Source organism: Solidesulfovibrio sp. DCME, assembly GCF_049995385.1.
Classification (GTDB): domain Bacteria; phylum Desulfobacterota; class Desulfovibrionia; order Desulfovibrionales; family Desulfovibrionaceae; genus Solidesulfovibrio.
Genome location: NZ_CP188261.1, coordinates 1,173,665 through 1,197,586 on the forward strand (window position 1 = coordinate 1,173,665; position 23,922 = coordinate 1,197,586).

Annotated in this window: 15 protein-coding genes and 2 pseudogenes; 12 read left to right on the forward strand and 5 right to left on the reverse strand. The window is 58.3% G+C overall.

Annotated elements, in window-relative coordinates; translation table 11 throughout:
* Positions 1-365 precede the first annotated feature (365 nt).
* The 8 genes and pseudogenes from tnpA to ACP59X_RS05055 form a co-directional block, all read left to right on the forward strand.
* On the forward strand, positions 366-713 hold the full coding sequence (gene tnpA / locus ACP59X_RS05020) for an IS66 family insertion sequence element accessory protein TnpA (RefSeq protein WP_428565698.1): 348 nt from the start codon (positions 366-368) through the stop codon (positions 711-713).
* Positions 713-1,063 carry an IS66 family insertion sequence element accessory protein TnpB gene (gene tnpB, locus ACP59X_RS05025; protein ID WP_428565700.1) on the forward strand — a complete coding sequence of 117 codons (351 nt, stop codon included), beginning with the start codon at positions 713-715 and terminating at the stop codon, positions 1,061-1,063. Before tnpA ends, tnpB begins: the two co-directional genes overlap by 1 nt.
* A gap of 49 nt (positions 1,064-1,112) precedes the next feature.
* The gene (gene tnpC / locus ACP59X_RS05030; RefSeq protein WP_428565702.1) at positions 1,113-2,663 is read left to right on the forward strand and encodes an IS66 family transposase; all 1,551 of its coding nucleotides are present in this window, start codon (positions 1,113-1,115) and stop codon (positions 2,661-2,663) included.
* A gap of 278 nt (positions 2,664-2,941) precedes the next feature.
* Complete coding sequence (locus ACP59X_RS05035) at positions 2,942-5,236, forward strand: ATP-binding protein (RefSeq protein ID WP_428565704.1); 2,295 nt, start codon at positions 2,942-2,944, stop codon at positions 5,234-5,236.
* Between the two features lie 850 nt (positions 5,237-6,086).
* Positions 6,087-6,269 carry a hypothetical protein gene (locus ACP59X_RS05040; RefSeq protein ID WP_043637275.1) on the forward strand — a complete coding sequence of 61 codons (183 nt, stop codon included), beginning with the start codon at positions 6,087-6,089 and terminating at the stop codon, positions 6,267-6,269.
* A gap of 70 nt (positions 6,270-6,339) precedes the next feature.
* Entirely contained in the window at positions 6,340-9,558 is a 3,219-nt protein-coding gene (locus ACP59X_RS05045; protein ID WP_082140027.1) for a PAS domain S-box protein, read from the forward strand.
* A 392-nt stretch (positions 9,559-9,950) separates the two neighbouring features.
* On the forward strand, positions 9,951-11,522 hold the full coding sequence (locus tag ACP59X_RS05050) for an MFS transporter (RefSeq protein WP_043637272.1): 1,572 nt from the start codon (positions 9,951-9,953) through the stop codon (positions 11,520-11,522).
* 563 nt (positions 11,523-12,085) lie between these two features.
* Positions 12,086-13,219, forward strand: a pseudogene (locus ACP59X_RS05055) (recombinase family protein); the annotation flags it as partial.
* Positions 13,220-13,679: 460 nt separating this feature from the next.
* Here ACP59X_RS05055 and ACP59X_RS05060 read toward each other — a convergent pair.
* Positions 13,680-14,753, reverse strand: a pseudogene (locus ACP59X_RS05060) (YifB family Mg chelatase-like AAA ATPase); the annotation flags it as partial.
* Between the two features lie 174 nt (positions 14,754-14,927).
* Here ACP59X_RS05060 and ACP59X_RS05065 point away from each other — a divergent pair.
* Complete coding sequence (locus ACP59X_RS05065) at positions 14,928-16,889, forward strand: sensor histidine kinase (RefSeq protein WP_428565710.1); 1,962 nt, start codon at positions 14,928-14,930, stop codon at positions 16,887-16,889.
* 227 nt (positions 16,890-17,116) lie between these two features.
* Here the strand turns inward: ACP59X_RS05065 and ACP59X_RS05070 are convergent, their stop codons facing one another.
* Positions 17,117-18,046 carry a LysR family transcriptional regulator gene (locus ACP59X_RS05070; RefSeq protein ID WP_428565713.1) on the reverse strand — a complete coding sequence of 310 codons (930 nt, stop codon included), beginning with the start codon at positions 18,044-18,046 and terminating at the stop codon, positions 17,117-17,119.
* Between the two features lie 121 nt (positions 18,047-18,167).
* Between ACP59X_RS05070 and ACP59X_RS05075 the strand changes: the two genes are divergently transcribed.
* From ACP59X_RS05075 to ACP59X_RS05085, 3 genes are read left to right on the forward strand one after another with little or no spacing between them, the layout of a single operon-like run.
* On the forward strand, positions 18,168-19,010 hold the full coding sequence (locus ACP59X_RS05075; RefSeq protein ID WP_428565715.1) for a sulfite exporter TauE/SafE family protein: 843 nt from the start codon (positions 18,168-18,170) through the stop codon (positions 19,008-19,010).
* Positions 19,010-20,377, forward strand: coding sequence for an aldehyde dehydrogenase family protein (locus ACP59X_RS05080; RefSeq protein ID WP_428565717.1), 1,368 nt, complete (start codon positions 19,010-19,012; stop codon positions 20,375-20,377). The genes ACP59X_RS05075 and ACP59X_RS05080 overlap by 1 nt, the downstream gene beginning before the upstream one ends.
* Positions 20,374-20,619, forward strand: a complete 246-nt coding sequence (locus tag ACP59X_RS05085) for a hypothetical protein (protein ID WP_428565719.1) — start codon at positions 20,374-20,376, stop codon at positions 20,617-20,619. The genes ACP59X_RS05080 and ACP59X_RS05085 overlap by 4 nt, the downstream gene beginning before the upstream one ends.
* A gap of 20 nt (positions 20,620-20,639) precedes the next feature.
* Here the strand turns inward: ACP59X_RS05085 and ACP59X_RS05090 are convergent, their stop codons facing one another.
* From ACP59X_RS05090 to ACP59X_RS05100, 3 genes are all read right to left on the reverse strand, one after another.
* A complete protein-coding gene (locus tag ACP59X_RS05090; RefSeq protein ID WP_428565721.1) occupies positions 20,640-21,281 on the reverse strand; it encodes a hypothetical protein in 642 nt (213 codons plus the stop codon).
* A 900-nt stretch (positions 21,282-22,181) separates the two neighbouring features.
* A complete protein-coding gene (locus ACP59X_RS05095; RefSeq protein WP_428565723.1) occupies positions 22,182-22,496 on the reverse strand; it encodes a hypothetical protein in 315 nt (104 codons plus the stop codon).
* 254 nt (positions 22,497-22,750) lie between these two features.
* Positions 22,751-23,875 (reverse strand): tetratricopeptide repeat protein, encoded by a 1,125-nt coding sequence (locus ACP59X_RS05100; RefSeq protein WP_428565725.1) that lies wholly within the window; start codon positions 23,873-23,875, stop codon positions 22,751-22,753.
* Positions 23,876-23,922: the final 47 nt, after the last annotated feature.

A 23,922-nucleotide genomic window follows, 5' to 3' on the forward strand; every position in this document is an offset into this window, starting at 1 on the left:
CCCGGTTCCCGTCCATGGAGTTTCCGCACGTGCGCAGGGTCTTCGACTGCGCAGGACCCTCAGGTGGCTCGCGCATAGCGCCGCCCTCGGCGTGGCCTTCCGCTTCGCTTAACAGCGTCGGCGTCCCGGACGATTTAATTTCGCAGCTCAATGGCTGGCCCGTGCGTGCCCCTGTCAACGCTTCGCCGCCGGCCTCGCGACCGTCAACGCATGACTCGGGGTCGGTGTGGGGCGCTATCCCTTCACCGTAAGGCTCTTGCATCCTCTACTCCATGCCGGTGTGACCGGCGCACTAAGCGTCAAAAGAGGTCCATCTTACGCCTCTTGAGTTTTCTGTCATGGTTTGCTCCACAGGAGGGACAGCCATGGCAACATCAGCAACGGAGCAATGTTCCGAGAAGGCAGCGTACTGGTCCGAACATATTGCGACTTGGCAACGCAGTGGCCTGAGTCAGGGGGCTTACTGTCGGCAGCATGGCCTTTCCCAGAGTTCCCTGAACTACTGGCGGAAGCGGTTCGGCACAACGCCCGGCAAAGGGGCCGTACCCGCAGTCACCTTTGTTCCCGTGCCGCTGCCAGCCCTGTCCCAGACGACCATCGCGCCACTGGAACCGATTCTGGTGCATGCGGGTGACGGCTTTAGGATCGAAATTCGGGGCGACTTCGCCGCGCCAGTGCTTGAGAAACTTGTTCGCACGCTGAGGCGGCTGTGATGTTGCCGGCAAGCGGCGTCCAGGTCTATCTGGCTTTGGGGGCCACGGACATGCGCAAGGCCATTGATGGCCTCTCCATCCTCGTCTCGCAGCAACTGCAACTCGATCCATTCGCCGGGCATCTGTTTGGCTTTTGCAACCGCAACCGGACGATTATCAAGCTGCTATATTGGGATCGCAACGGCTTCTGTCTGTGGCAAAAACGCCTGGAGCGCCATGCGTTCCGCTGGCCGACCCGAGAAGCTGAGGTGCTGACCATCGACTCCAGGCAGCTCGCCTGGCTGCTCGACGGACTTGATCCCCTCGCTGTAAAAGGGCATTCTCGGCTAGAATATTCGACGCTCTTTTGACCAGTATTGTATTGATTAAATTGAATAATACTGGCATATTGCTCGGGCCGTGGACATCAATTCCCTCCCTGACGACCCCGCCGTCCTCAAGAGCGTCATTGCCGATCATCAGACGCAGATTGCCCAATTGGAGCAGCGCCTTCGGCTCCTGAACCTGATCATCTACGGTCCCAAATCCGAGAAAAATCCCCGCACCGGCCAGTCGCAACAACTCTCCTTGTTCGACGAAGCCGAACAGACCGTGGAAGAGCAAACGCCGCAAACCTTCGAGGAAGCCTGCACCCCGCCCCATACCCGTGGCAAACGCGGTCGCCGGCCCATCCCCGCCGATCTGCCCAGGGTGGAGGTTCTCCACGACCTACCGGAATCGGAAAAGGCCTGCCCTTGCGGCGCGGTTCTGGTCCGCATCGGCGAGGAAGTCAGCGAGAAGCTCGATATCGTGCCCGCCAAAATCCAGGTCGTCCGCCACATCCGGCCCAAATACGCCTGCCGGGTCTGCGAAGGTGTGGAAGACGACGGGCCGACGGTCAAGACTGCACCCATGCCGCTCCAGATTATCCCCCAGGGCATCGTCACCCCGGGCCTTTTGGCCCATGTCGCGATAGCCAAATACGCCGATGCGCTTCCCCTTTACCGCCAGGAGGACCAGTTCGCCCGCCTGGGTCTGGACATCTCCCGGGGAACCCTGGCTGGCTGGATGATCCGGGTAGCCAAGGCCTGTGATCCGCTCATCGACCTGATCATTGAGGAGATTCGCTCCGGCCCTATCGTCAACATGGACGAGACCACAGTCCAGGTGCTTGCCGAACTAGGCCGGGCCAATACCACGAAATCATTCATGTGGGTCGCCCGGGGCGGAACGCCGGGAAAACCGGTCGTGCTCTTTCGCTATCACCCGACTCGGGCCGGCAGTGTGGCCGCAGATATTCTTGGCGACTACCAAGGCTATCTCCAGACCGACGGATATAGCGGTTACGAGGCCCTGGGCGAACGCGAAGGCATCCGCCATCTCGGCTGCATGGCCCATGTCCGGCGAAAATTTGTCGAGCTCGAGAAGACTACTGGCAAAAAGGCTGCGGGGGGCACGGCCCATACCGTCCTGGACCTGATCGGCAAGCTCTACGGTGTGGAGCGCCAAGCCGAAAAGCAAAAGCTTGCGCCGGAGCAAATCAAAGCCCTGCGGGCTGAAAAATCCAGCCCGATCCTGGACAAGCTCAAGGCGCTGCTTGATGCTCGCGTCGCCACCACCCCGCCCAAGAGTCTGCTTGGCAAGGCCATCAGTTATGCCCTCAAGCAGTGGGACCGGCTGGTCGTGTACCTGGAGGACGGCCGGCTGCGCCCGGACAACAACCTGGCTGAGAACGCCATCCGCCCCTTTGCCGTGGGCCGCAAGAACTGGCTATTCTCAGGCCATCCACGCGGAGCCGACGCCTCGGCCACCATTTACTCCCTCATCGAGACCGCTAAGGCCAACGGCCTGGAGCCATATCGCTATCTCCGCTACCTCTTCGAGTACTTGCCGGCGGCCACCACCGATGCCCAGCGCAAGGCGCTCCTGCCTCAATACCTTGACCCCAAAAGCCTCATTATCCCGTCCTGACCTTACCCGCCCTCAGTGGCTCCCACAAGAAGGGCCTGATTAACCGCTTACGATCGGTGAACCCCAAGTTGTTCCCCAGAGGGCATCCAGCTAGCAAAACTGGTTTTTTCCCTTGCTTACCTCATCTCGTTTCCCAGCGTTTATCATGCACGGTCAGATTTCACTCGGTAAGGCGTGCTTCGCACTCGGACTGAGGTGTTGGGTTATTTGGAAGTATATGGTAAAAAAAATGTACTCCCGTTGGACGAATCAGTTCCCTAGTTCCAAAGGAAAACTGGATGCTTACGATAAAACGACTCTTAAGTACAGTCTTGCTTGTTCTTATTGGACTATACACAGCGGCAGCACTAACAAACATAATGCACTCGATTGATGTCTATAATAAAGCTGATTATATCTGTCAAATTAACGATATCTCAGATGATCTGTACGATGCCGTACAGCATTTTGGATTTGAAAGAGGACGGGTGAATGTTGTTCTCAGAGATTCCGGCCCCGTGGAATCAATGGAAAACAATCGAGTGTTCATAGCAAAGCAAAGAAGCGAAGGCGAAAAAGCGTTACAAAATGCTATAACCAAAATCAATGCGTTAAAAAAAGATAAATTCATCAACATAGAAACCAGCCCTGTTGAGTTTAATACATCAGTGTCAACGTTGCGAAATGCCGTAGATTGCGAAATGAAAATACCTCTAACAGACAGGGACAACAAACTTGTTGCTCGTTGGTTTGATACGATGACAGAGTTTATTGACAGCCTGGAGGAGCTACTCTTTGCCCTAACTTCTGACATAAAAATCATCGATGGCACGTCGCGTGAATTTTTTACCATAAAATCAAAACTTTTGTCTCTACGCAATTCAGCAGGTCCGGAATGCTCCCTGGTGCTTTCGGCCTATGGAACTGACGGAGTGCTTTCTGACAATGACCTCATTAAAGTATTTAAGCTAGAAGGTGTCACATCGCGATTAATCCAAGACATTAGGCTATCAGCAAGGCTACTTGACAATGCAGCACTCAACATGGCCTTGAAAAATTTTAATACAAAATACATAGACCAATTTGTTCCGATTCAAAAATCAAGTCTTGATGCAATATTTTCAAAGCAGAAATTGCCATACGAAAAACAAGCTTACGAAAAAACAATGGTCGATGCTTTGAATTCAATCGCCCCCCTAATGGAATCCGCCATAACGACGACAAATCAGTATGCAATGGAAAGGCTGGCATTTTCTAAAAAATCACTTTCCGAAGCAATATTTTACTCTGCTTCATTTCTAACCATCTCCATTGCGTTGTTTCTGTACATAAAAGTCAAAGTCTCTTTTAGAATAAAAGCTCTTTCAAAAACCATGTCTGAACTGTCGAACGAGAACAACCAGGATGTTCCCTATTCTAGCGACTCGGATGAAATTGGCGATATGGCAAGATCTGTTCAAGTATTTAAAGAAAATATTGTGAAGAGAAAAGAGGCAGATGCACAAATATTGAAAGACCTTGAAGATAGAAAAGTGTTACTCGACACGATTCATCTTCAGGTATGGTACCAGCTCGATGAGTCTACTTATGGTGCCGTCAATGACTCTCACGCCACATTTCTCGGCAAAAGCAAGAAGGAGGTAGAATTCAAAAGAATTGACGAGATTTTTCCGCATGAAGTTGCTCAAAAAATAATTGAAAAGAACCGCGCCGTTATCAAAGGAAGAAGAACTATAAACACAGAGGAATGGGTGCGAGACGGAAATAACGAGACAAGACTTTTGTCTGTAACAAAACATCCAAAATTTGACAAAGATGGTGAAGTTGAATATTTTATATATTCAGCAGAAGATATAACAGAGCGAAGGCAAGCTGAAATATTTCGCAACGATGTTGAAATGATAATACGTCATGACATTAAATCTCCTCTTGCTGGATTACACTCTCTGGCGTCCTTGGCTCTACAAGAAGATATTGGCGATGGCCTTCGCAATGTCGCCCCACTAATACTTAACTCCATCCAACAGGTAATCAATCTCGTTGATTCATCTGACAAATTATACAAAATGGAATGTGGAGTTTATTGCCCGAAAAGAATGCCATTTGAATTGCCAAAAGTTCTCGGCAATGTACTTCAAACACTTCATAGTATTTGTATTCATAAAAAAATTACGATTTCTAACAAGTGCAAATGCAATAGTCCAGATAGTTGCACTGTGTTTGGCGAAAAGTTTTTAATTGAAAATATGCTTCTTAATATTGTAAAAAATGCTGTTGAAGCGTCAGTTGATGGATCTGTGGTAGAAGTAACCTGTTACGTTCTGTCGGATTGTTCGTATATTTCCGTAACTAATCCTGGAGTAATCAATGAAGATGTGTCAAAAAAAATATTTACCAAATATTTTAGTTATGGAAAAGAACACGGCACAGGATTAGGGACATACAGCGCACGACTAATAGCCAAGTCCCATGGTGGCGACATCTCGTTTTCTGTTTCGTCGGAAAACAAAACGACCTTCCTCATTGAATTGCCACTTATTCCGCATGATAAGGATTCCAACGTCGCGAAATGTCAGCATAGCAACATACAATAAAGAAGTAATTGTTGTTCCTGTCGCCTTGCGGCATCGGTCTTTTATTAGTTTCATCACGGGTGGACACATTTTTCAAAATCTCGCCGGTGTCCTGGGAAATTTTCACGTGAATTCAAAGTGCTGGATGCGCTATTGAGACCTGGACGGTGGGTCAGATTGGATTGTTTCACTCGCTGCCGCTGTCTAGTGAAAATAGAAGCGAAATTTCGATGTGTTGGGGCAACGTGTCGCAGAGAATGCAGCTGGTAAGTGTGTCCGGTTGTCGGGCATACCGTGGTTGACCAAAAGGTCCAGTTCAGGGTTGATCTTTATGAAAAGCAAACTCACCACCGTCTTTGCCTGGCTGGTTGGCGGCGCGGTCTTGGTCTACCTGTCCGTATTTGGAGTAGGAACGGGCACCTGCGCCCCTTGAATAGCCGTAGGTGCTTCTGGAGTCGCGGGTTACGGCTCCTTAATTTTGGCCAAGTGGTTCGGCAAGAAAAAGCCCAAAGATCGGGACCATGACGAATCTGAGCGTTAACTGCGCCACTTGCCACCCTGGTCCGCCGGATTTTTTTCAGACATTTTCATGCCGGACAATCCCTGCCTGCTGATGGGACAATTAGTGACAATGAAAGCGCGGCCCTGCTATGGTCAAGTATGACCAGACCCGTGCTGGCGATCTATCTTCGTGGTGATCAAGGCAATCGGCGCTTTCTCCTTGCCGCCGCTGCCGCGCTTCGCCGATCAGGACAACTCGCCCAAGCGCGGGAAATGTTCCGCCGAAGCGTTGATGTGAGGAACTGGCGTGCTTTGCTTTTACTTGTTGCCGAGTACGTTGACTTAGATCTTATCATCCGAGGATAGTCGTATGGACATCTTCATCCTTGGTGTAACTCTTGCCGGCATCGTCATCGGCACGGTCATCACCCTAGTGATCCTGAGAACCAAGCGTAAGCAGTCGAGTCCCGTAAAAAAGCGCTTCGACTTCGACGGCTACAAGGCCGGGGAATTAGACAAGCGCGGCCTGATCGACAGGACGAAGTGGCATTGAACTGGATCGATACATGGGCAATACAAAATCTTAGATTTGCTAGTTCTTCTTCATAGGATAGGAGCCAAGTATGTCACTTCATCATACACTTGACCAAAATTTTAATAATAAAGATGCAGATGAGGCAATCAGTGTTATCCTAGATGCTCCTATTGGGTTTTTCAAGTCAACACCAGATGGAAGGTTTTTATTTGTCAATCCTGCGTTGGCGGTGATGCACGGCTATGAATCCCCGGAAGATTTAATGTCGTCCATTACTGATATCGCTACGCAAACATACGTAAACCCTTCTGATAGGGATTTTTTTTTAAAATTATTGAACGCCACTGGATGTATTGTTAATCACGAATGCCAACTTCGGCGTCGGGATGGCTCCACGTTCTGGGTATCACGGAATGCTCGGGTCGTGCATCATACGGATGGATGCGTCATGCATTACCAAGGGTTTGTCATTGACATTACGGATCGAAAAAATGCGGAGGTAACAAAGCAAGAGAATGATGAAATACAACGAACCATAATGGAAAGCCTTCCCATTGGAATGGCTATCATTGATGCTGAGTCACGAAACATTGAGTTTGTTAATACAGCTGCGGCAAACATGTTTGGGGCAGCTCCTGATCGAATTCAGGGTAATCGCTGTCACCAATTTCTTTGCCCAGCCTCTGAATGCACTTGCCCAATAGGAGATCTTGGGCAGAAAATAGACAATTCGGATCGGATTATGCTTTGTGCCGACGGAACTAAACTCCCTGTTCTTAAGACAGTCACTCCTATCCTTGTTCGGGGAAAACAAAAGTATCTGGAGTGCTTTATTGATATCAGAGGCAGGAAGGCGGCCGAAGCTGAGTTGCAGAGATCTAGAGAACAGTTTGAATTGGCAGTAAATGGTTCAAATGATGGCATATGGGATTGGGATTTGCGCACAGAAGACCTTTACCTGTCGCGTAAATGGAAAGAGCAACTTGGATATCGGGAAGATGAGTTGGATAATGTTTTTAGCACGTTTGAGTCACTCATTCATATTGAAGACAAAGATCGTGTCTTTGATTATATTGATCAGTATCTTCACTCGATTGTTCAGAGATATAGTATTGAGTTCAGAATGCGTCACAAGAATGGCTCTTACAGATGGATACTTGCCCGTGGGGAGGCGGTACGCGACGATGCGGGGGTGCCAGTACGCATGGCAGGATCCCACACCGATATGACCGATTACAAAATTGCCCAGGAACGATTGCATAAATTTGCTCAGCAGATGGAGATCAATAACATCACCTTGGATCAAGCGTTGAGTCAGGCCCAGGCCGCAACTCAGGCAAAAAGCGAGTTTTTGGCCAATATGAGCCATGAGATACGAACCCCCATGAACGGCGTCATCGGGATGACCGGTTTGCTGCTTGGCACCGATCTCACAACCGAACAACAGCACTACGCGGAGGTCATTCGATCAAGCGGAGAATCGCTCCTCAATCTTATCAACGATATTCTAGATTTTTCCAAGATAGAGGCGGGGAAACTTGATCTCGAAATACTCGATTTCGACCTATTGGATCTTGTCGACGAATTTTCTGACGCAATGGCTTTGCGTGCTAATGAAAAAGGTTTAGAATTCCTCTGTTTCGTCGATACTAATGTCCCTGTCTCCTTGCGAGGTGATCCAGGTCGGTTGCGGCAGATACTCAATAACCTTGCTGGGAACGCCATCAAATTCACTTCTAAGGGTGAGGTGAGCGTCAAGGTCATCCTGTGTGAGGAACAAGATAATAAATGTCTTTTGTGCTTCTCAATGCGAGATACAGGTATTGGTATTCCTGAAGAAAAGCACTCTATTTTATTCGAAAAGTTCGCTCAGGCAGACTACTCTACTACACGCAATTATGGTGGAACAGGATTAGGCCTCTCCATATCCAAGCAACTTGTAGAGATGATGGGTGGCGAAATAGGAGTTAACAGTAAAGATGGTCATGGTGCAGAATTTTGGTTTACCATTTTGATAGATAAACAAAAAAACTATTCACAAGATACGCTTTCTCCAGCGATTCTAAAAGATGTGAAAGCGCTTGTTGTGGATGATAATATTACTAATTGCGAAATTCTGACGATCAATATGACTAACTGGGGAATGCTTCCCCTTGATGTCCAGGATGCTCCGCAGGCCTTGGGGGCTTTGTACCGTGGACTAGAGGAGAATGCTCCATATCGTCTGGCCGTCATCGACATGCAAATGCCGGGTATGGACGGCTTGGCCTTGGGTCGGGCCATCAAAGCGGACCCCCGCCTGGCCGGGGTCGCGATGGTAATGCTGACTTCCATGGGAAGTCACGGCGACTCCCAGCGTTTTTTTGAAGCCGGCTTTCGTGCGTATGCGCTCAAACCGATACGTCGCAGGGATCTGCTGAACATTCTGCAACGTGTCCTGTCCGAATCACCTCGCGAGGATAGTCCTCAGATCATCACACGGCAATCTGCCAGGGACCGAATACTTCCGTTGCAACGTACTGGACGAATTCTCGTCGTGGAAGACAATATCACAAACCAGCAAGTGGCTGTGGGGATCCTCAACAAGCTTGGTGTGCACACGGATGCGGTCGCTAACGGCGTAGAGGCCTTGCGGACCCTCGAGAATATTTCCTACGATTTGGTTCTTATGGATGTTCAGATGCCCGTGATGGACGGGTTCGAGGCGACAAGGCGGGTTCGAAATCCCCAGAGTGCTGTACTGGATCATGCCATTCCGATCATCGCCATGACCGCACACGCAATGCCTAGGTATCGGGAACAATGCCTTGAAAAAGGCATGAATGACTATATTACAAAGCCTGTCTCTGCCAAAATCCTTTCTGAGATCGTTGCCAAGTGGTTGCCGAATCATAGTGAGGAGTCGCCAAATCAGTCTACGCTCCCCCCGGAGCGCAGCACAGATGAGATTGCTATAAAAGAAAATGGACTACCCGTATTCGATAAAAGGTCCATGATGGTCAGGATGATGGACGATCAGGATTTAGCGCAATATGTCATCAGAACATTCCTGGGAGATATCCCTATTCAGCTGAAACGATTGCGAGAAAGCATTGCGACATGTGAATTTGAGATTTCTGAACGAATATCTCATAGTATCAAGGGAGCTGCTGCGAACGTGAGTGGAAAACGTATGTTAGAAACTGCTTTAAAAATGGAGCAAGCTGGAAAAAATAGAGATAGTGGCGTGCTTGAAAGCCTTATTCCTGAGCTAGAGAAAAGATTTAGTGAATTAAAAGAAACAATAGAACACGATTTTCCCATTTAATTTAGGTTATTACACGATGATGTCTATCTGTTTGCGTGATGATCAAGGCAATCGGCGCTTCCTCCTTGCCGCCGCTGCCGTCCTTCGCCGGTCAGGACAACTCGCCCAAGCGTGTGTAATGTTCCGACGGGGTATTGATGTGAGAAACTGGCGGCTCTTGCTGTTGCTTGTTGCCGAGTTCGTTGACCTAGATCTCGTTATTCGAGGATAGTCGCTTGGAACATTAGCCCCTCATTTGGTCATGAACTCATAGCTTGTGTGCGGGGCAGTGGCCTAAGGTGTGATATTTAATTTTGTCATTTGTATTGTTATGCGTTGTAATAATCGATGCACTGTCACGAAGAGAGAGGAATTCAATACAATAGTTCTTTTAATAATGAAGGGAACTGCCAATGAGTGAAACGAATAGCAGGGCCAACGCCAGCGCCTGGGGGATTCTGGCAGCCATGAGCTTTGGCGCGCTCATTGCTCAGATGTTCAGCACGGTGATCGGTCCCGCCTTGCCTACAATCAAAGATGATCTCGACCTGTCCCTGTCGATGCAGGCCTGGACGATCACTTCATACAGCCTTGCCTTCGGCACGGCGCTGATCGCTGGCGGTCGCCTCGGCGACCTCGTGGGCGAGGTCCGCATGATTGTGATCGGCTATATGGTTTTCGGCGGCGGCCTCATCCTGTCCGCCATGGCCACGAGCGGCTTGCTCATGGTGTCCGGGCGCACAATGCAAGGCATCGGCATCGGTATTTCAGCACCGGCCACCCTGTCCATCGTCGTAAACGCATTTTCCGCTTCCCGATGTGGATTCGCTGTCGGCTTGTGGGGATTTGCCCACGGGTTCGGATTGCTGGTCGGTCCGATATTCGCGGGCTACATGCACGATCTGCTGAGTTGGCGCTGGGTCTTCTGGCTCGCCGTGCCGCTGACTGCCGCAGTCATTCTCGTCACTCTGGCGGCTACAAGGAACTATTGCAGCGTACTGTCTTCCGGCCGCTATGACATCATCGGTCTCGTCCTCGGCGGCCTTGGGATCACCTTTGTTACCTATGGATTGCAAAACGCCAGCAACGGCTGGGGTACCCCTAGCACCTGGGGGGCTCTGGCGGTCGGCGTTGTGCTGCTCGCCTTGTTCGGCATTGTCGAGACCCGCACAGATTGTCCCCTCGTCGATTTTTCCCTGTGGCGTGAGCGTCTTTTTTCCGGCGCTTTTTTTGCCGAAAGCGCCGTCGGTTTCGTCTATATCCCTATGCTGACCGTCGTGGGATCACTGTTTTTCATCGAAGTTCTTGGTTACTCGCCAGTGATGGCCAGTTGGGTCATCGTCATCACGACCGGAACTTGCATGGTGCTTGAACCGCCCGCAGGTCGCCTTATCGACCACATCGGACCGGGAATTCCCATTGTGGCTGCACTGGCCATGCAGGCCGTCGCGTTGTTCTGGATGGGCACCTTCTGTCGGGAGACAACCCTGGGCGAACTCATCATCCCCTTGGCGCTGATGGGAGCAGGCGTTGGAATCGCCTTGCCAGCCTGCAATGCGGCCGGGATGCGTACACTCAAGCCCGAACAGGCAGGCATGGGCTCCGGTCTTCTTCAGATGACATTCAACGTACCGGCCGCGCTAGGTGTCGCCCTGGTCACATCGATCATGGGGGCTCATTCTCTTGACAAGGTGTGGACAGCTTTGGCCGGAAAGCCGTTTCTCCAGCAGGGCCTGGAATATGCGCAAGCCGTCAAAGACGGGAACGATGCAGTAGCCGCAGCCATCCTCAAGTCGCTGCCCTCCGATTCAGCAGCAATGGTGGAAAACGCCATGGTTTCAGCGCAAGCCTCAACAATCGCTATGAGCATGACGGTCCTTGGAAGCATTGCACTGGCTGGGGCGATCATGGCTCTGCTGATCATCGGCCGCCGCAGATGCCCAAAGGAGAATCCACTTGCTGGCTCAGTCCAGGATGATGAGTGAGTTGCCGCCAAGGGGCGCTGATTGCCCTTGTCCGGACAACTGGGGTTGCTGCTCCGCGTTTGAATTTAGTCGCTTCCGACCAACTATGAGCCAACAAGCGCCAACGTTCTGTGGTAGAGTACCGAAAGATTTTGGCCTAAGAAACAGACCCGGACACGCCAAGTGTCAGGAGGGTGGAGTAGGTAAACCTAGTCGGAACCCATAGGATTTGACCGGATTTACTCGGGCCTAAATGGCTGTAAACATGGGTGAAGTTCGCTAAATGAAAGCTTTTTCACACCTTAGCAATAACGTTCAGGTTCTTATCCCACTGTAAAACGTCGCGACTGCGATAAAAAGGTAAGCTGTTTTTTGGAAGAAACCGATGTATAGCCATGATGTGTCGCTATTTTAGGTTGTTACAAATTTGTGAAAGGTCGTAATGGTCGTAAAAAAATCTACATACAATTACAAAATAAACAGACGACAAGGAATTGTATATTTTTTGCGTTGGCAGGTTTCCCTGGTTGATATTATAGATTTCTTGATCTAATGTAGCTTAAAATATGGACTCGGTGAGCACAATGAATAGCACCCCTCCCGCTAGCGCAGGTATATATGTTCGAGTATCTACTGCCAACCAAATCGACAAAGATTCGCTGCATACGCAAGAGGAAAGACTCCGTGCATATTGTGTAGCAAACCAAATACCGGTTTTTAAGTTGTATAAGGACGCTGGCTTTAGCGCCAAAGACACTAACCGACCCGCACTTAAAGACTTGCTTAGGGATGCAGAATCAGGATTGATAACATCTGTTTTTGTGACAAAACTTGACCGAATAACAAGGTCAACGAAAGATTTGATGTACTTAACAGAATTTTTTGAAGGGATTAACATTCGCTTCGCAAGTATATCAGAAAATATCGATACGACCTCCGCACATGGTAGGTTGTTACGTCAGATTATAGGAGTCCTTTCACAGTTTGAGAGAGAATTGGTAGCTGAACGTGTGTCTGTAGACATGTCGCATCGTGCTCGATTAGGCAAATGGAATGGAGGTGTTGTCCCATTTGGTTACACTACTCAGGAACTGTACTCTAAGCACCTCATTGGTTTAGGCACTGAAAGCCCAGACGCTTCCTTGCAAAGTGCCAGTTTATATCCTGAGCAGAAAAAATTATATGTATACCAAAGCGAGGCTAAAGTCGTTAATAATATATTTCAGGTCTTTATTTCTCACAATAGCATAAGAAAGACTGCCCACGCTCTTAACAATCAGGGTTTTAGAACACGGAATGGTGGGCACTGGGGAACTGTTTCAGTCCATAGAATTCTTACAAATCCTACATATATAGGTAAAACGTGGTATGGTAAAAGGAGGAGTGACCCTGTAACTGGTAAGTTAATTGCTCAAGACAAGCAGGATTGGATTATTTGTGACGGACAACATCCTTCGATAATTGATGTTGATACTTATGAGTCTGTCCAAGCGATGCTAAAGTCGATATCGACGAAGCCGACGAACAGTAAGCGCAACTATTTGCTTTCAGGCATATTGAAATGTGGTTTGTGCGGCGGAGCGATGGCTGGCAATACTACTTCCAAGAAAAATTCTGACAAAACTTATGGGTACTATAAATGCGTAAATCGCATGCAAAAAGGTCTTGAAGCCTGTTCTGGGTTAAATATACCTTCCGTAGAAATAGAGAAGTATGTTGCTGACAGTTTGTTAGCACTTTCGGAAAACAAAGAATTTTTGACTGACAAGCAAAAAATTTTAGATCTATTTTATACACAAAATTCTAATAGCAAAATAAATGCTTGTGACTTGTCGCAAATAGAATCAAACATTCAATTGTTACAAAATCGTCTTGACAATTTGTTGGGTGCTTTAGAATGCAATAGAATAGATGGTGACGATTTTGATCGAAGATACGCTGTTCTTAAGAAAGAAATAGACGAGGCCAAGGCGACAAGGGATCACCTTGTCGGGTTAATCAATGAGAAGGACACAACTAAAACGTTTCTTCTCACCTCTTTCGAAAACCTCTGTTCGTTTGCCACAAATTGGGAATTTTTAGACGATGTGGGGAAGGCTTTGCGGCTCAAATCTATTGTTAGAGAAATTCGGGTTACAGGCCAACTCGTTGATATTGATGTATTTATTGATGTTGGAGAAGTGTTCCACACGGGCAGGGGTTCATCGCCGCCACCAGCATCACGTCGGCCGGGTAGGCCAGGGAGATGCTGGCCCGGGCAATGGTCACCCTGCCGTCCTCCAGGGGTTGGCGCAGCACCTCCAGGGCCGATTTCTTGAATTCCGGCAGCTCGTCGAGGAACAGCACCCCCCGGTGGGCCATGGACACCTCGCCCGGCCGGGGATAGGAGCCGCCGCCGATGAGCCCGGCGTCGGAAATGGTGTGGTGGGGGCTGCGGAAGGGCCGCGCCGTGAGCAGCCCCGCCCCGTCGAGGCGGCCGGACACGGAATAGATGGTCGTGACCTCCAGGGCCTCGTCGAAACCCAGGGGCGGCAGGACGCTCGGGATGCGCTTGGCCAGCATGGTCTTGCCCGAACCCGGCGGCCCGATGAACAGCAGGTTGTGCCCGCCCGCCGCCGCGATCTCCACCGCCCGCTTGGCATGGGCCTGACCCTTGACCTCGCAGAAATCCTCGGCAAAGGCCGCCATCTCGCCGGCGGCGTCGAACGACGGCGCCATGGCCGGGGCCAAGGCCTCCTCGCCGCCGAGAAACCGCAGCACCTGGCCCAGGTCGTCGGCGCCGAAGACGTCCAGCCCCTCGACCACGGCCGCCTCGGCGGCGTTGGCCCTGGGCACGACGATGCCCCGGGCCCCCTCGCGCCGGGCCCGGGCGGCCAGGGGCAGCACGCCCGGCACGGGCTTGAGTTCGCCGGTCAGCGACAGCTCGCCGGTAAAAAAAAGCCCCCTGGCCGCCTCGGCCGGGAAGGCCTCAATCGCCGCCAACAGGGCCAGGGCCAGGGGCAGGTCGTAGCCGGCCCCCTCCTTGCGCATGTCGGCCGGGGCCAGGTTGACGGTGATGCGGGCCGGGGGGAGCCGTTGCCCGGCATTGCGCAGGGCCGCGAACACCCGCTCCTTGCTCTCGCGCACCGCCCCCTCGGCCAGGCCGACCATGGTGAACGACGGCATGCCCTGTCGCGACAGGTCGACTTCCAGGGTGACGGGATGGGCCTCGATGCCCAGCAGGGCGCCGGTGGTGATGATGGAAAGGCTCATACGCGTTGACGGATCGATATCCCGGGACCGATGAGGGCGCAAGGATTTTGCCCCGGGCGGACTTTCCATTTGGCCGGTCCGATGGTAGCCTCGGCAGCGTGTTGCCGGTATTTCCGGCGACGGCCCCTGGCGGCAGCGCCCTTGTGACCTCACCTCCCACCGGGAATCCGTTGCATGTCCCTTGCCCGCTTTTCCCTGACGCGCTCCGTCGGCGGCGCGGTCGTCGTGACGCTGGTGTGTGTCAATACCCTGCTGCTGACCGTTTTCGGCATCCTCGACTACCAGGGCGAAAAAGAGCGTCTGGAAACGGACCTGCGCGGCGATGTCACCCTTGCGGCCGACCAGTTCGCCGAAAGCCTGTCCCAGTCCTTGTGGTACCTGGAAAAGGATCAGGTCGTCCGGCTCATCGACGGGCTGATGCAAAACGAAATCATCGCCGCGGTGGTGGTCACGGAGCGGGGGCAGGACAAGCCCTATGCCGGCCGGGTGCGCGACCGGGCCTGGCGGGCCTCCCCCCTGACGGAACGGCCGGCCCTGGACGACGTCATCAGCGAAAAACGGGAAGCCCGCTTCGAAAACACCCCGGTGGGCTCGGTGGAAGTCTTCGGTTCCCGCCGCTTCATGGAACGGGAGCTGGACTCGGCGCTGACGCGTAGCGTGCTGCGCATCCTGGGGCTCAACGCCGCCCTGGCGCTGTGCGCGCTCCTGGTGGTGCGCTGGCGGATCATCGCGCCCCTGTCCCGGCTGGAAGGCTACGCCGCCCGGGTGAGCCTGGGGCTGGCCGCGCCCGACGATCCCGAGGCCGCCCGCCAGCTCGATGCCCTGCGCTGGGAACTCGGCAGCCTGGGCCGCACCATGCGGGAGTCGGTGCGCCGCCTGACCGCGGCCGAACGCAAATACCGCGACATCTTCGAGCATGCCACGGAAGGCATTTTCCAGACCACCCTGGACGGCCGCATGCTCTCGGCCAACGCCGCCCTGGCCGTCATGCTCGGCTATGGTTCGCCCGGCGAGCTTCTGGCCAACGCCGTGGACGTCAGCCTCCAGCTCTATCATGACCCCGGGGACCGCCGGGCCATGGTCGCCCGGCTGCTGGCCGAGGGGAGCCTGACCGGGTTCCAGGTGCGCTTCAAGCGCCGCGACGGCCAGACCATCTGGGTGCTGCTCAACATCCGGCTGGTGCGCGACGGCGCCGGGCTGCCGCTGTATACCGAGGGCACCCTCACCGACGTCACGGCCCGGGTCCGGGCCGAGCGCCGCCTGGAGATCCTCAACCGCCACCTGCGCGAGGCCGTCCAGGAGCGCACCAGGCGGCTGGCCGAGAAGGCGGCCGAACTACAGGCGGCCAACGAGCGCCTCAAGGAGCTTGACCGGCTCAAATCCGGCTTTCTGGCCACGGTTTCCCATGACCTGCGCACGCCCCTGACCTCGATCATGGGTTTCGCCAAGCTCATCACCCGCGACTTCGCCAAATTCTTCTCCCCCTTCGCCGCCGGCCACCAGCGCCTCACCAGCCAGGCCGAACGCATCGTGGCCAACTTGAACATCATCGAAAGCGAGGGCGAGCGCCTCACCCGGCTGATCAACGACTTCCTCGACCTGTCCAAGATCGAATCCGGCCAGGCCCAATGGCGCGACGCCGTGGTGGACGCGGCCGCGCTCATCGGCCGGGCCGCCGCCGCCGTGAGCGCCGATTTCGAGGCCAAGCCCGAGGTGCGGTTTACCATGGACGTGGCAGACGATCTGCCGCCGCTTTTCATCGATCCCGACCGCCTCAGCCAGGTCCTGGTCAACCTGCTCGGCAACGCGGCCAAGTTCACCGACGAGGGGCGGGTGCGCCTGCGGGCCGCCGTGGCCGACGGCCGGTTGCGGGTGGAGGTCAGCGACACCGGCCAGGGCGTGGCCCGGGAGTCGCTGGAGAAGATTTTCGACAAGTTCCACCAGGCCCAGGCCGGCGACACCGTGGCCGAGGGCCAACGCCCCAAGGGCACGGGCCTGGGCCTGGCCATCTGCCGCCAGATCGTCGAGCACTACAAGGGCCGGGTCTGGGCCGAATCCGAACTCGGCCGCGGCAGCACCTTCATCCTGGAACTCCCCCTGTCCCAGAGCCTGGACGCCGCGCCCCCCGCGCGTTGACCGCGTTGCGGGGCTTGCCGGCCGGGCTTCCCCCTGGCTTCGGGATCGCCCGAGGCGGGCTATGCCTCTGTCGCCTGCGTCGGAGCCACCCGACGCGGTTTCGCCCATGGCGCTGGCGTCGGCTGCCGCCCGAAGCGGGCTGCCTCCAGGGTGGGGCACCGGGGGCATCGGGGAGGCGCGTCCCCGCAACAAGCGGGTGGCTCACGCTGGTTGGCAGCCGCAGGCCCTCACCGGGCCTCCTGGTGTGGCGCTGCCGGGGCCGGCGGCAGGCTGGCCAGGGCCTGGCGCACGGCTTCGAGAAAGGCCGCGGCTGGCCGGGACAGGGGCTTGCCGGCCCGGTAGACCGCAAGTACCGGCGCGAAAAGGGGTTCCTCGGCCCAGGGCAGCACAGCCAGGCTGCCGGCCGCCCGCTTCCCGGCCACGGCCAGCCAGGGCGCCAGGGCCAGGCCGTCGCCCGAGGCCACGCAACGCGCCACCACGGGCAGGCTCGTGCAGGTGGTCACCGCCCCGGGGCAGACGCCATGGCGGGCCAGGGCGTTTTCGAAGCCGCGCCGGGCACTCCAGAGGTGGCGGGTGACGAACAGCTCCCGGCCGGCGAAGTCCTCGGGCCAGGCCGCCTCCCGGCCGGCCAGGGGCGAGCCCGGCGCGGCGATGACGCACAGCGGCTCCCGGTGGATCTCCTCCATGACCAGGCCGTCGGCGGCGAACGGCTCGCCCAAAAAAAGCCCCAGGTCGACCACGGCCTGGCGCAGGTCGTGGGCCAGCCCCCGGCGCGAGTGGGTGGCCATGCTGACGCGCAGGCCCGGAAAGTCGCGCCGGGCCGCGGCCAGGGCTACAGGGGCCACGGCCAGCCCCAGGCTCTCGGACAGGCGCAGGGACAGCTCCGGCCAGGCGTCGCCGTCCTGGCCGACATCGCGTCGGATGGCCGCTTCCAGGTCGAGCAGCCGCCGGGCCGGCCCCAGCAGCCGGCGGCCGTGCTCGGTCAGGACCACCTGCCCCGGGCTGCGGCGGAACAGGGACACGCCCAGGGCGTCTTCCAGGGCCTTGATTTGGGCCGTGACCGTGGACGGGGCCAGGGACAGGTCCTTGGCCGCCTGGCGAAAGGAAAGGCCGTCGGCCGCGGCCAGGAAGGTGCGCAGTTGCCAGGGGTCGAGCATATTCGATTTTTCCGAACAAACCGTGCGAATATCTTCGTTTGCCGCACCTGTTATCGCGTATTAAAAGGCTTCGCAAGGTTTGCTTTTCCCGAACATCGACGCTTTTCCAGACAAGGATCCCATGGCTACCGCCCACCTCGTAACCCTGTCCCTGGCCGCCTTTCTCGGCGGCTTCACCCAAGGCCTGACCGGATTCGGCTCCACCCTGCTGGCCTTGCCGCTGTTGGCCCTGGTCATGGACCTGCGGCTGGCCACGCCCGTGTGCTGCCTGCTGGCCGTCACCATCAATGTCGTCCTGGTCAGCCGGCTGTTTGGCCACATCCGCTGGCGGGCGTTGCTGCTGCTTTTCGGGGCGTCCCTGCCGGGGGTGGCCGTGGGGGCCAGGGCGTTGGGGGCGGTGCCCGGCGACTGGCTCAAGTTGGCCATGGCGGCGGTGGTGCTGTCGTTTGTGGCCCTGTCCCTGCGCCCGGCCCGGGTGCGGGGGCGGCCGGGCCGGGGGCTCGGTCTGGCGGCCGGGTTCGCCGCCGGCTGCATGGGCGCGGCCATCGGCGTCAACGGCCCCATCGTGGCCATGTGGGTGCTGCGCCAGGGCTATGACCGCGACAGCGTGCGGGCCACGCTGACCTCCTTTTTCCTTTTGGCCGGGTTCGGCGTGGTGGGGGCCCAGTCCCTGGTCGGGCTGGTGACGCCCGAGGTGTTGTCGGACTACCTGGTCGCCTTGCCGGCCCTGCTTGGCGGCATTGGCCTGGGCATGGCCGGCTGCGGGCGCCTCGGCGAAGGCCGCTTCACCCGGGTGGTGTTGGTGGTGCTGGCCTTAAGCGGTACGAGCATCCTCCTTCAGGGCGCCTGGGGCCTGGCCAGGGCCACCGGTTCCGGCCAGGCTTGGCTTGGCACGGCAAAACAGGTAGAGGTGGCCGCCGAAGGAGCGCGCATGGTCCCACCGTCGCTGCCGTACCGCAACTGATGTTCACCAGCATAAATCCGGCGACCGGGCAGGTTCTGGCCCGCTATCCCGCCCAGGACGCCCCGGCCGCCCGCCGGGTTCTCGATGCCTGCGCCGAGGCCTACGTCCGGTGGCGCGATGTCGCCCTGGCCGAGCGGTTGGCCGTGCTGTCGCGCCTGGCCGACCGGCTCGAGGCCCGCCTGGACGAACTGGCCGGGCTGGCCAGCCGGGAGATGGGCAAGCTCTGGCCCGAATCCCGGGCCGAGGTGCGGCGCTGCGCCCGGGCCTGCCGGTTCTACGCCAAGATGGCGCCCCGCTGGCTGGCCCCGGAGCCCATCCCCTCGGAAACCGGCCGGCGGCTGGTCGTCTACGAGCCCCTGGGTGTCATCCTGGCGGTCATGCCCTGGAATTTTCCGTATTGGCAGGTGCTTCGCGCCGCCATTCCCCTGCTTGCCGCCGGCAACGCCGTGGCCGTCAAGCACGCCCACAACGTCACCGGGTCGAGCCTGGCCCTGGAGGCGGCCTGCGCCGAGGCCGGACTGCCGCCCGGGGTGCTGGGGCTTTTGCGCATCGACAACACCCTGGTGGCCGAGGCCGTGGCCCATCCGGCCGTGCGCGGCGTGACGCTCACCGGTTCGGCCCGGGCCGGGGCGGCCGTGGGGGCGCTGGCCGGGGCGGCCGTGAAAAAGACGGTCATGGAGCTGGGCGGATCGGACCCCTTCATCGTCCTGGCCGACGCCGTCCTTGACGACTGCTGCGCCGCGGCCGAGACGGCGCGCATGCGGGTGTGCGGCCAGGCCTGCATCGCGGCCAAGCGCTTCCTCGTCGAGGCGCCGCTCTATCCGGCCTTCACCGAGCGCCTGGCCGAACGGCTGGCCGCCCACAGGCCGGGCGACCCCTTCGATCCGTCCACCACCGTCGGCCCCCTGGCCCGGGAGGATCTGCTGGCCAACCTCGACCGCCAGGTCCGGAAGTCCGTGGCCATGGGGGCGCGGCTGGTCCTGGGCGGCCGGCGGCTGCCCGGCCCGGGCTTTTTCTACGCCCCGACGCTGTTGGCCGAGGTGCGCCCTGGCATGCCGGCCTTCGACGAGGAGCTGTTCGGGCCGGTTGCCGCCGTGGCCGCGGCCGCCGACGCCGCGGACGCCGTGGCCCTGGCCAACGCCTCGCCGTACGGCCTGGGGGCGAGCGTCTGGACGGCCGACACGGCGCGCGGCTTGCGCCTGGCCCGGCGCATCGAGGCCGGCATGGTGGCGGTCAACGCCGTGCCGCGCTCGGACTTCCGCCTGCCCTTCGGCGGGATCAAGGGCTCGGGCTACGGCCGGGAGCTGGCCCGCTACGGGCTGATCGAATTTTGCAACATCAAGTCCCTGATCGTGGAGGATGCATGACGGGTGGGCAACAGGCGACGGCCGACGAGCAGATCGCGGCCCTGGACGCGGAATCGGTGGCGCTGGCCGAACGGAAAGCGGCTGTGGAAAAGCAGGTGCGTGAACTCATGGCCGCCGAGGACTGCCGGGCGGGGGTGTACTATGCCCAGGAGATCTTTGCCGCCAAGCAGGAAAAGCTCGTCCTGGAAACCCAACTGGAGATCCTCCGCCGCCGCCGCAACCGGTTGCTGGCCGGCCAGTAGGCCCAGGCCCCTTTCTCCCCTCATCCGGCCGTGGGCCGCTTGCCGGGGCCGTGATGCCGCCGTGGCCCGGACGCCTGTGCGGCCTGTTTTTCCCGGATCGCCTCGGTTGCCAGCCGGATGCCGTTGCACAGCAAAATCACGGCATTGACCGCCGCGTCCCGGCGACAGCGCCGTTTGGCCTCACCCAGCACCACGGCCAGGTGTCCCTCTGCTTCGTCGGCGAGCTGCTCCAGGGCGGACAGGCCCTGGGGCTGCGGCGCCGCCTCGCCGCCGGCCAGAGCGGCCAGCAGCCGGCCGAGGGCCGTATAGGCGCTCCCCAGGGGTGCGTCCGCCGGCAGGGCGGCGAAACGGGCGAAAAACGGGCAGCCCGAACGCTGCATGCCGGCCAGAAGCAGCCGCGCCGCCGCCCGCTGGCCGGTTTCCTCGTAGACCGCCGTGCGTCCGCCGTGGTGGCACAGCACAAGCGCCGTTTCATACGAAACCACGTCCGAGAAAAAATCCAGCACGCCGTCGATGGCCCCAAGGGCCAGGCAGCCACCGGCACGCCGGGCTTTCGGGCAGGCCTCGCCGCAGTGGCAAGGGGCCTGGGGCCCGCGGGTTTCCTTGTGCGGCGGCACGAACGAAAACGACGGCAAGCCCGGGACCGTGACCAAAAAATCCATATCTCGCTCCCCTTCGGGCGCAGTGTCTCGAAATGTCGTTCGTCATGTCGCCGGCTGCCTCCCCCTGGTTGCGTCCCCGGGCGGAAAAACCGCCCAAGGCGAGAGCGGGGCATGGCCTGCCCCGGCTTTCTCGCCGCGTCGCCACAGCCCACGCTCCAGCCTGGCCCGGCGGTGCCGTGCCGCTGCCTGCCGGGACAAGGATTTGTACCCGCCCGACGATCCGGCCAGGCCTTGGCCGGCCCTGAGGCGGCAAAGAAGGGGGCGAGGAGCTTTGACGTATTTTTCAATATACTGAAATAATGTATTTTATTTTGAGAGGAGGGGGTGTCGTACAAATTCCTGAACAGTACTTGCCGGCTTTGGCCGGGCGGGTAAAAGCATTTGTACCGTATCCGGCCCGTTTTCGGGCCATGACCCGGAGTCCCTTTCGTAGCTGTGTTGTTATCTCTTTTAAATAAAACGATATTTCTCTGAATTTTCAGCCTTGGCACGGCAGTTGCTATAAGCAAAACATCCTTCCTCCGAAAAGGACATTTCCGAAAGCGGCCCCGGGATGGCGACCTGGGGCCGCTTTCTCGTTGTGGCTTGTCTGCGGTCCGATGCTTTTGGGCGGCCGGCGGCCGGGATGGCGGGCTGGGGCCGCGTGTTCGCTGTGGCTGTATGCTTGTTGTGGCTGCGGCTGCCCCTCCCACGGAAGAAAACCCGGATGGCGGGCTGGGGCCGCTTGCCGCCGTGTCCGGTCCGGGCCGCTTACCGTCGTGTCCGGTCCTGGCCGGTGCGCGGGGTTGGGCGGGGAACGCGGCGGCCGGGCCAGTGATGGCGTGTGGCGAGGCCGCTTGCGGCGCAAAAAAAGGCCGTCCGGGTTGACCGGGTGGCCTTTTGGCGTCTTGGCGGCGCGCCTTACTGGACCGGGTGCTTGTTGCGGCAGGCCCGCTCCACGCCCCAGGCCTCCTCGTCGCGCTCGACCGGCACGAGGCTGCCGATCATGCAGTCCAGGGCGGTCTGGGAGTATTGCCGGCACTCGCTGGCCTTGGGGTCCTGGAAACGGCATTTGCAGGCCCGGCGCATGAGCATGCCGCCGTCTCGCGAGGCGGCCCGCTTGGCATTGACCATGACGCAGTCGGCGTAGGTTTTCGGGCCGAAGCCCTGGGCCTTGGCCGTAGCGGCCAGGCCAAGGAGCAGGGCCAGGGCCAGCAGGATGATCGGGTAACGCATGGGGACTCCTTTCCTGGGTGGTGCCCGGCGGCTGAGGCCCCAACCATGGTCAAATCGAGCCTGGCCGTCAACCGTGCCGCCGGGCTGCCCCGGACCGTGCGGGCTGGGCCGCCGGGATGGCCCGACCGTCGCAGGGGGGGCCGCCTGGACGCGCGCGCGACGTGTCCCCTGGCAACCGCCGTCATTTTGAGAGAACAAACAGCCCCGGCTGTTGCCCGCAACAACGCGTCCGCGGGCTTTTCGCGGACGCGGCATCAGGGAACGGCCGGGGAGGCCGGTGAGGCCGATGTGGCCGGTGAAGCGGATGTGGCCGGTGTGGCCGGTGGGGCCGGCGCGGCGGACGCCTCGGGGGTTGGCGGCGCGGCCTTGGCCGGGTCCTGGCCGGCGGCCTTGGCCTGGGCGGCGGGGAGGGGTTTTGCCGGTTTGCGCGCCGGGTTGGGCCGGGGGCGGGGCGGGGTATCGGTTGGGGTGGCCGGCCGGCGCAGCTTCGGGTTGGCCGTCGTTTCCCCGGACGGGGCGGCCGGCGGGGCCAGCGGAATGGGCAGGCCCAGGGCCTTGGCCGCGGCGGCGTTGGTCGGGTCCAGGCCCAGCGCCCGTTCATAGGCCCGTTTGGCCTCCTCGGGCCGGTCCGACAGGCTCGCGGCCAGTCCCTCGTCCTCGGCCAGCCGGGACAGGTAGAACCGGGCCCGGGCGTCCTCGCCGTCCACGGCCAGGGCCTGCTCCCAGGCGCTTTTGGCCAGGCCGGCCTTGCCCAGCCGCTTGTAGACCAGGCCCAGCTGATCCAGCACGGCGGCGTTTCGCGGGTCGAGTTCCAGGGCGGTTTCCAGTTCCAGCCGGGCTCCGGCCGGGGCGCCGGAGGCGAAAAGGGCCTGTCCGGCCAGGGCGTGGGCCAGGGGGTCGGTGTCGGGATGGGCCTGGACCACGGCCAGGTGCCCCAGGCCCTCGGCCAGGTGGCCGGCGGCCAGGGCGGCCAGCCCCTGGCCCAGGCTCGCCCGGACATTGCCCGGGTCGGCCTGGGCCATGGCGGCGAAGCTGGCCGATGCCGCCTCGGGCTTGCCTTCCAAAAGGTCCAGGCAACCCAGGGTCCACAGGGCGAACAGGTCGTCGCCGCGCGCGGCCACGGCCGCGCCCAGCAACTGCCGGGCTTCCTCCAGGCGGCCGGCGGCGGCCTTGGACAGGGCCAGCCGGCCCTTGGCGTAGGCGTTTTCCGGGTCCCGGGCCAGGGCTTCGCCAAAGGCCTGGGAGGCTTGGTCGAAACGGCCCCGGGCCAGGGATTCCGTGCCGTAGAAAAGCAGGTCGTCCAGGTTCATGGCCGCCCGGGCCGGGATGGCCACGGCCAGCAGGGCGGCGAGCAGGAAGGCGGGTATACGCGGATGCATGGCCGGGCCTTGGCAAACGGCCGGGGAGCTGTCAAGTCCGGCTATGG

What these genes read in the sequence shown, in the direction of transcription:
- tnpA (WP_428565698.1), top strand. Translation starts at nt 366, where the DNA reads ATGGCAACATCAGCAACGGAGCAATGTTCCGAGAAGGCAGCGTACTGG.
- tnpB (WP_428565700.1), top strand. Translation starts at nt 713, where the DNA reads ATGTTGCCGGCAAGCGGCGTCCAGGTCTATCTGGCTTTGGGGGCCACG.
- ACP59X_RS05035 (WP_428565704.1), top strand. Translation starts at nt 2,942, where the DNA reads ATGCTTACGATAAAACGACTCTTAAGTACAGTCTTGCTTGTTCTTATT.
- ACP59X_RS05040 (WP_043637275.1), top strand. Translation starts at nt 6,087, where the DNA reads ATGGACATCTTCATCCTTGGTGTAACTCTTGCCGGCATCGTCATCGGC.
- ACP59X_RS05045 (WP_082140027.1), top strand. Translation starts at nt 6,340, where the DNA reads ATGTCACTTCATCATACACTTGACCAAAATTTTAATAATAAAGATGCA.
- ACP59X_RS05050 (WP_043637272.1), top strand. Translation starts at nt 9,951, where the DNA reads ATGAGTGAAACGAATAGCAGGGCCAACGCCAGCGCCTGGGGGATTCTG.
- ACP59X_RS05065 (WP_428565710.1), top strand. Translation starts at nt 14,928, where the DNA reads ATGTCCCTTGCCCGCTTTTCCCTGACGCGCTCCGTCGGCGGCGCGGTC.
- ACP59X_RS05070 (WP_428565713.1), bottom strand. Translation starts at nt 18,046, where the DNA reads ATGCTCGACCCCTGGCAACTGCGCACCTTCCTGGCCGCGGCCGACGGC.
- ACP59X_RS05075 (WP_428565715.1), top strand. Translation starts at nt 18,168, where the DNA reads ATGGCTACCGCCCACCTCGTAACCCTGTCCCTGGCCGCCTTTCTCGGC.
- ACP59X_RS05080 (WP_428565717.1), top strand. Translation starts at nt 19,010, where the DNA reads ATGTTCACCAGCATAAATCCGGCGACCGGGCAGGTTCTGGCCCGCTAT.
- ACP59X_RS05085 (WP_428565719.1), top strand. Translation starts at nt 20,374, where the DNA reads ATGACGGGTGGGCAACAGGCGACGGCCGACGAGCAGATCGCGGCCCTG.
- ACP59X_RS05090 (WP_428565721.1), bottom strand. Translation starts at nt 21,281, where the DNA reads ATGGATTTTTTGGTCACGGTCCCGGGCTTGCCGTCGTTTTCGTTCGTG.
- ACP59X_RS05095 (WP_428565723.1), bottom strand. Translation starts at nt 22,496, where the DNA reads ATGCGTTACCCGATCATCCTGCTGGCCCTGGCCCTGCTCCTTGGCCTG.
- ACP59X_RS05100 (WP_428565725.1), bottom strand. Translation starts at nt 23,875, where the DNA reads ATGCATCCGCGTATACCCGCCTTCCTGCTCGCCGCCCTGCTGGCCGTG.